Origin of the sequence: Corynebacterium bouchesdurhonense (assembly GCF_900078305.2) — a bacterium.
Classification (GTDB): domain Bacteria; phylum Actinomycetota; class Actinomycetes; order Mycobacteriales; family Mycobacteriaceae; genus Corynebacterium; species Corynebacterium bouchesdurhonense.
Map to the genome: position 1 here is coordinate 161,784 of NZ_LT546025.1, position 6,504 is coordinate 168,287.

Annotated in this window: 5 protein-coding genes and 1 rRNA gene; 2 read left to right on the forward strand and 4 right to left on the reverse strand. The window is 69.1% G+C overall.

The genetic code is table 11. From position 1 onward, the window contains the following. Nucleotides 1-41: 41 nt before the first annotated feature. Nucleotides 42-1,718 carry a phosphoglucomutase (alpha-D-glucose-1,6-bisphosphate-dependent) gene (gene pgm, locus BN4252_RS02080; protein ID WP_066524802.1) on the reverse strand — a complete coding sequence of 559 codons (1,677 nt, stop codon included), beginning with the start codon at nt 1,716-1,718 and terminating at the stop codon, nt 42-44. Between pgm and BN4252_RS02085 the strand changes: the two genes are divergently transcribed. Next, nucleotides 1,713-2,060, forward strand: a complete 348-nt coding sequence (locus tag BN4252_RS02085) for a CrcB family protein (protein WP_230208542.1) — start codon at nt 1,713-1,715, stop codon at nt 2,058-2,060. The two genes, pgm and BN4252_RS02085, sit on opposite strands and share 6 nt — an antisense overlap. After that, nucleotides 2,053-2,421 (forward strand): fluoride efflux transporter FluC, encoded by a 369-nt coding sequence (locus BN4252_RS02090; protein ID WP_078056719.1) that lies wholly within the window; start codon nt 2,053-2,055, stop codon nt 2,419-2,421. The genes BN4252_RS02085 and BN4252_RS02090 overlap by 8 nt, the downstream gene beginning before the upstream one ends. Nucleotides 2,422-2,468: 47 nt before the next feature. Here the strand turns inward: BN4252_RS02090 and BN4252_RS02095 are convergent, their stop codons facing one another. From BN4252_RS02095 to rrf, 3 genes are all read right to left on the reverse strand, one after another. Next, nucleotides 2,469-5,060 (reverse strand): ABC transporter permease, encoded by a 2,592-nt coding sequence (locus BN4252_RS02095; RefSeq protein WP_066524731.1) that lies wholly within the window; start codon nt 5,058-5,060, stop codon nt 2,469-2,471. Then, entirely contained in the window at nt 5,060-5,785 is a 726-nt protein-coding gene (locus tag BN4252_RS02100) for an ABC transporter ATP-binding protein (protein ID WP_066524732.1), read from the reverse strand. Before BN4252_RS02100 ends, BN4252_RS02095 begins: the two co-directional genes overlap by 1 nt. A 482-nt stretch (nt 5,786-6,267) precedes the next feature. Further along, nucleotides 6,268-6,385: ribosomal RNA gene (rrf, locus tag BN4252_RS02105) — 5S ribosomal RNA — on the reverse strand. Between the last annotated feature and the right edge of the window lie 119 nt (nt 6,386-6,504).

The window sequence follows — 6,504 nt, forward strand, 5'->3', positions numbered from 1 at the left end:
CACCGGCACGCCGCCCGGCCCCACGACGGCTGTGGTGCCGGTTACTCGCCCAGCACGCCCGAGACGATGTTCACCGCCTCCGCCTGCACCTGCTCGAGGTGCTCGGCGCCCTTGAAGGACTCGGCGTAAATCTTGTACTTGTCCTCGGTGCCGGAGGGCCGCGCCGCGAACCAGGCGTTCTCGGTGACCACTTTCAGCCCGCCGATGGCCGCGCCGTTGCCGGGCGCCTCAGTGAGTTTGGCGGTGATCTCCTCCCCCGCCAGCTCGGTCGCCGGCACCTGGTCCGGGGAGAGCGCTTTCAGCGCCGCCTTCTGCTCGCGGTTCGCCGGCGCGTCGATGCGCGCGTACGCGGGGGCGCCGAACTGCGCTTCGAGCTCGGCGTAGCGCTGCGACGGGGTCTTCCCCGTCACGGCGGTCATTTCGGAGGCCAGCAAGTCGAGGATGATGCCGTCCTTGTCGGTGGACCAGACGGTGCCATCCTTGCGCAGGAACGACGCCCCCGCGGACTCCTCGCCGCCGAAGCCGACGCTCCCGTCGATCAGCCCCGGCACGAACCACTTGAAGCCCACCGGCACCTCCACTAGCCGGCGGCCCAGCGAGGCCACCACCCGGTCAATCATCGAGGAGGACACCAGGGTCTTGCCCACCGCCGTGGTTTCCGGCCAGCCGTCGCGGTGGCTGAAGAGGTACTCGATGGCCACCGCCAGGTAGTGGTTCGGGTTCATCAGCCCGGCGTCCGGGGTAACAATGCCGTGGCGGTCCGCGTCCGCGTCGTTGCCGGTGGCGATGCCGTACTTGTCACTATTGTGCACCAAGCTCGCCATGGAGTTCGGCGAGGAGCAGTCCATCCGGATCTTGCCGTCGGTGTCCAGCGTCATGAACCGCCAGGTGGCGTCCACCTCCGGGTTGACCACCGTGAGGTTCAGGCCGTGCGTGTCGGCGATCGCGCCCCAGTAGTCCACCGAGGCGCCGCCCATCGGGTCGGCGCCGATGCGCAGGTCCGAGCCACGGATGGCGTCGATGTCCACCACGTTGACCAGGTCGGCCACGTAGCGCCCCATGAAGTCGAAGCGCTCCACCCGATCGTCCAGCACGCCGGCAACCGGGGTGCGGCGCACGCCTTCGAGCCCGGCGCGCAGGTAGGCGTTGGCGCGCTCGGCGATCCAGTCCGTGGCGTCGGTGCCCGCGGGGCCGCCGCTCGGCGGGTTGTACTTGAAGCCGCCGTCGCGCGGCGGGTTGTGGGACGGGGTGATCACAATGCCGTCGGCACGCTTCGGGTCCGTGCCCGTTACCCCGCCGGCGAGGCCCGCGTTGTGCGAGAGGATGGCGTGGGAGACGGCTGGGGTGGGCGTGTACCTCCCCGCGGCGTCGACAAGCACTGCTACCTCGTTGGCAATGAGCACCTCCAGCGCCGAGAGCATCGCCGGCTCGGAGAGCGCGTGGGTGTCGCGGCCGATGAAGACCGGGCCGCCGATCGACTGCTCCCGACGGTAATCCACAATTGCCTGGGTGGTGGCCAGAATGTGGGCCTCGTTGAACGCGTTGTCCAAAGACGAGCCGCGGTGCCCCGAGGTGCCGAAGGCCACCTGCTGGTCCGGGTTTTCCGGATCCACCTCGCGGGTGTAGTAGGCAGTGACCAGCTGGGCGATGTCGATGAGGTCTTCGGGGCGGGCGGCCTTCGGGGCGAGACGCGCTCGGCGTAGGCTGAAGTGGTGCAACAATTACCGCTCCGGACAGGCCTCACCGTGGGCCTCGGGGCGGGCGCCGGGGCCACCGTGCGCGAGCTGGTGCTCTACCTCGCCGGGCCGTCCTCGCCGGAGGCGCTGATCCTCGCCGTCACCTTCGCCATCAACGTGTCCGCTTGCTTCGCCATGGGCCTTGTGCAGCCCGGCCCGTTCTGGGGCATGGGATTCCTCGGCGGCTTCAGCACGTTCTCCGCCGTCGCCCTCGCCTGCGCGCCCATGCCGCCGCTGCTCGCGTGGTTCATCATCTCCCTCAGCGTCGCCGTGGCCGTGGCCGCCTGGCTGGCGGGCGACGCCTGCAGGAGGCGCAGTGGTTAGTACCCCCAGCCTGCCCGCCGCAGTGGCCGGCGTCTTCGTCGGCGGGATCGCCGGGGGATTCTGCCGCTGGCTGCTCACCCAGCTGATTGCAAACCAGCGCGTGGCCACCTTCGTGGCCAACATGGCGGCCTCGTTCATCGTCGGGATCGTGGCCGCGGTGCCGGGCGAGTGGCAGATTGCCATCGGCGTCGGATTCGCCGGCGCACTGTCCACGCTCGCGCTCTTGGCCCGCCAGCTCGGCGAATTGCTGCAGCGGCGCCACCTCCCGCTGGCGTTCGGCTACGCCGGCGCGACCGCTATCGGCGGGCTGCTCGCCGCCCTCACGGGGATGTGGCTCGGGCGGTGGTGGCTGGGGGGCTAGGCGCGGGCGAAGGGGGCGTCGATAAGCATGCAAAAAAGCCCGATCCCCTACTCCACAATCGCATCGAGCGGCGGCGTGGCCGCGGCGCGCTGGGCCGGCCACACGGCCGCAAGGATGCCCACGACGATGCTGCCGCCGAGCATCGTCCACACCAGCGGCCACGGCACCACGATTACCTCGATGCCCTTGTCCGCGAGCACGGTCAGAAACGCCCACCCCAGGCCCAAGCCCAGCGCCACGCCGATTAACGCGCCGAAGAGCGCCATCTGCACCGATTCCAAGATGATCATGGTGCGCACCTGACCGCGGTGGGTGCCCACAGCGCGCAGCATGCCGATCTCCTGGCGGCGCTCGATCACGGAGAGAGTGAGCGTATTGACAATGCCCAGCACGGCGATGACCACCGCCAGCGAGAGCAGGGCGTAAAGGATGAACAGCATCTGGTCGATCAGGTCCAGCACCTCGCCCGAAACGTCGTCCTTGGACTGCACCTTCACCACAATGTCGTGCTTGACCTCGGCCTCGAGGTTCGCCCGCAGCTGCTCGGCGTCCACGCTGCCGTCCCCGCTCACGCCCAGCATGACCATGTCGGCGCGGCCCGGCACGAGCTGGTTGGCCACGTCCGCGCCCACCACCACCGAGGTGAGGATGGAGGAGTGTTCGAAGATGCCGCCCACCGTGGCCTCTACCGCGCCCGGGGCCACCCCCGGCGCGGCCACCTCCACCGTGTCGCCCACCGACCAACCGCGGCGCTCGGCCCACTCGCGCGGGGCGATCACCGTATTGCCCTCGAGGGCGGAGGAGCCCGCGACCATGTCCATGGTAATCAGGTTGCCCGGGTCACCGTAGAGCACGGAGGTCGAGCCGAACTGGCCCACCTTGTTGGAGTACTCGCCGTCCACGGTAATCGGCGCCTCAGTGTACGCGGCCACGTCGCCTACGCCCGGCACCGCGGGGATCCGCTCCATCAGGTCGCCGGGTATGGGGAACGCGCCCGTGACCGGCCCGGCCAGGACGTACTCCGCGCTCACCTCGTTGTCGGCCACGGTGTCCACGGACTGCTTCATGGACGCGCCCAGCATGCCGATGATGGTCACCAGCGCGATCCCCAGCATCAAGGCGAACGCGGTGGCGGAGGTGCGCCGCGGGTTGCGGCGGGTGTTTGTTGACGCTAGCTTGCCGACGCTCCCGAACGGCGCCCCCAACACCCTCCCCAGCGGCGGCACCACCGGCAGGGACAGCGCGGGGCCGGCCAGGAACAACCCCGCGATCACAGCGGCGGCCGCCACGCCGATCAGGCTCGCGCGGTTGCCCGTGGTCTGCTGATCCCACGCCAGGCCCGCGGCCGCCGCGGCCACGCCCGCCGCGATGAGGAGGCCGCCCGCCGCGGTACGGCCGGTCAGCGGCTGGGGCGCGGCACTTTCGCTGGAGCGCATCGCCGCCACCGGTTCCACCCGGCCGGCCTGCCGCGCCGGCGCCCACGCAGAGAGCAGCGTGACGAGGGTGCCGGCCGCGATGGGTACCAAAACCGCGCGCGGCGACAAGCCGATCCCGCCTGCCGGGAGGTCCATCCCGCGCCCGCCCATCACGAGCTTGATCAGGGCAACCAGGCCCGCACCCGCAGCGACGCCGAGCGCGGAGCCGAGCAGTCCCACCACCAGCGCCTCCGCCGCCACCGAGCGGGTGATCTGCCGCCGCGACGCCCCGAGCGCCCTCAGCAGCGCGAACTCGCGGGTGCGCTGCGCCACGATCATCGCAAACGTGTTGGCAATCAGGAACGTACCCACCAAAAGGCCCACCAGCCCGAATGCGATGAGGAAGTAGGAGATGAAGCTCAGCGCGTCGCGCACGCTTTTCGACGCCTCCTCCGCAGCCTCCTCGGCACCCACAACCCGCAACCCGGGCAGCGCCTCCGCGGCCTCCCGCGTCAGCTCCTCGGCCGAGGTCCCGTCAGCGGCCGCCAGGAGCAGCGCCGGGCGCGCGCCGTCGGCCGAGTACATGTCCAGGTAGTCCGCCTCGGGTACGAGGAAGCGCAGCGACGTGTCCTGCACGTCCGGGTCCTCGTAGAGGCCCACCACCGAGTAGTTCGCCCGTCCCGCGGTGTCCACCACGATGAGGTTTTGGCCCACCGCTATGCCGTACCGCTCGGCGCCGTTGCGGTTGAGCACCGCCTCCGCGCCGGAGTCGCGGATCCCGGCACCCGCGTCGCCGGCTTCGGGAGCCCGGCCCTGGGCGATCTCCGGCGGCTTGCCCACCGACTCCCCCGGCCCGTAGTACACACCGGCGCTGGCGGAGCCCTGCCGCGTCTGGAACGGCTCCTCACTTTCGGTAGCCGCCACAACCACCTTCGCACCGATCACGTTCACGCGCGCGGCACCCGGCAGCGCGGCGGCGGTACCGGCGTCCTCCGCGCTCACCGAGCCACCCTCCTCCGCCGGCTCCACCACCGTATCGCCGCCCGAGTACCGGGTGGCCACGGCGCTGTCGAAGGTGCGCCCGAGCATGTTGGTGAACATCAGCGAACCGGCGATGAACGCGGTGCCCAACACGACCGCCAGCACCGTCAACCCGAGCCGCAGCTTGTGCGCACCAATGTTGCGCAGCGACACCTTCGCCAGCGCCCGGTTTCCGCCCGCCATCACCCCTCGATTCCCGCCATGACCTGCAAGATGGCATCCATGTCCGGGTCGCGCAACTCGTTGACCACTCTCCCGTCGCGCAGGAAGATCACCCGGTCCGCGTACGATGCCGCACGTGCGTCATGGGTAACAATCACCACGGTCTGACCGTCGAAGTCCACGGCGTGCCGCAGAATCTCCAGTACCTCCCTCCCCGCGTTCGAGTCGAGGTTCCCGGTGGGCTCGTCGCCGAAGATGATGTCCGGTCGGCTCACCAGCGCGCGGGCGCAAGCCACGCGCTGCTGCTGGCCGCCGGACAGTTCGCTGGGGCGGTGGCCCAAACGCTGCGACAACCCGAGGCGCTGGGTAATCTCCTCGAGCCACGCCTGGTCGATCTCGCGCCCCGCAATGCTTGTGGGCAGCGCGATGTTCTCGGCCGCGGTGAGCGTGGGCACGAGGTTGAAGGATTGGAAAATGAACCCGAGCCGGTCGCGCCGCAGCTCCGTGATCTCCCTGTCTGACAGCCCCGACAGCGCGGTGCCGCCGATGTACGCCTCGCCCGACGTGAACGCGTCCAACCCGGCCATCGTGTGCATCAACGTGGACTTCCCCGACCCGGACGGGCCCATGATCGCCGTAAAGGTGTTGCGCTCGAACTCAACGCTCACCCCGTCAAGCGCCGTAACCACAGTGTCGCCCTGCCCATATGTTTTCACCAGGTTCACGGCGCGTGCCGCTGCTTCCATGTCTCGCCCTTCTAGCCTTCGATCATCCAATCGCCCCACGCTACCCCGCCACGGCGGTGTGGGGTGCTGCCGGGCGGCTGGATCAGTGGCCCGCGGTGGCCTGGTTTTTCCAAATAGGCATATTGCAAATAGGCATATTCGCCTGCCGGGGAGCAGCGACCTGGGGTTATGCCTGTTTGTGGGCGTGTGGCCGGGGGGGGAATATGCCTGTTTGCCGGCCCGCGGCGTTGCCGGGTGGGCTCGGTGGCCTGTGGCGGGGGACCAGACCCCGTCTGGTCCCGGGGGGTGCTGAAACTCGAAACCAGCACCTCGTTACCACCATGTTCGTATGGCGGTAACGAGGTGCAGTGTTCGAGTTCTAACGCATGTTGGGCCCGACCAAAGGGGTGATGCCTGTTTCACCGGTGAGGGGTGAGAGCGCAACGGCCCCGCACGTGTGGTGTGCGGGGCCGTGGATATGCAGTTGTTGTTTTGGGTTGTTGGGTCGGCGGTAACCTACTCTCCCACACCCTCCCGGGTGCAGTACCATCGGCGCGGGCGGGCTTAGCTTCCGGGTTCGGAATGGGACCGGGCGTTTCCCCGCCGCTATGAACCACCGACACACATGTGGGGCCACACCTGGGTTGGTGTGGTGTGTCAGATACTGGTGAGTGGACGCGAACACACATACATGTGTGTGTGGTTTCGTAGTTGTTTGCACGGTGTGTATCAGTACACGT

Coding starts and splice junctions, on each gene's coding strand:
- BN4252_RS02095 (WP_066524731.1), bottom strand. CDS start 5,060: ATGGCGGGCGGAAACCGGGCGCTGGCGAAGGTGTCGCTGCGCAACATT.
- BN4252_RS02100 (WP_066524732.1), bottom strand. CDS start 5,785: ATGGAAGCAGCGGCACGCGCCGTGAACCTGGTGAAAACATATGGGCAG.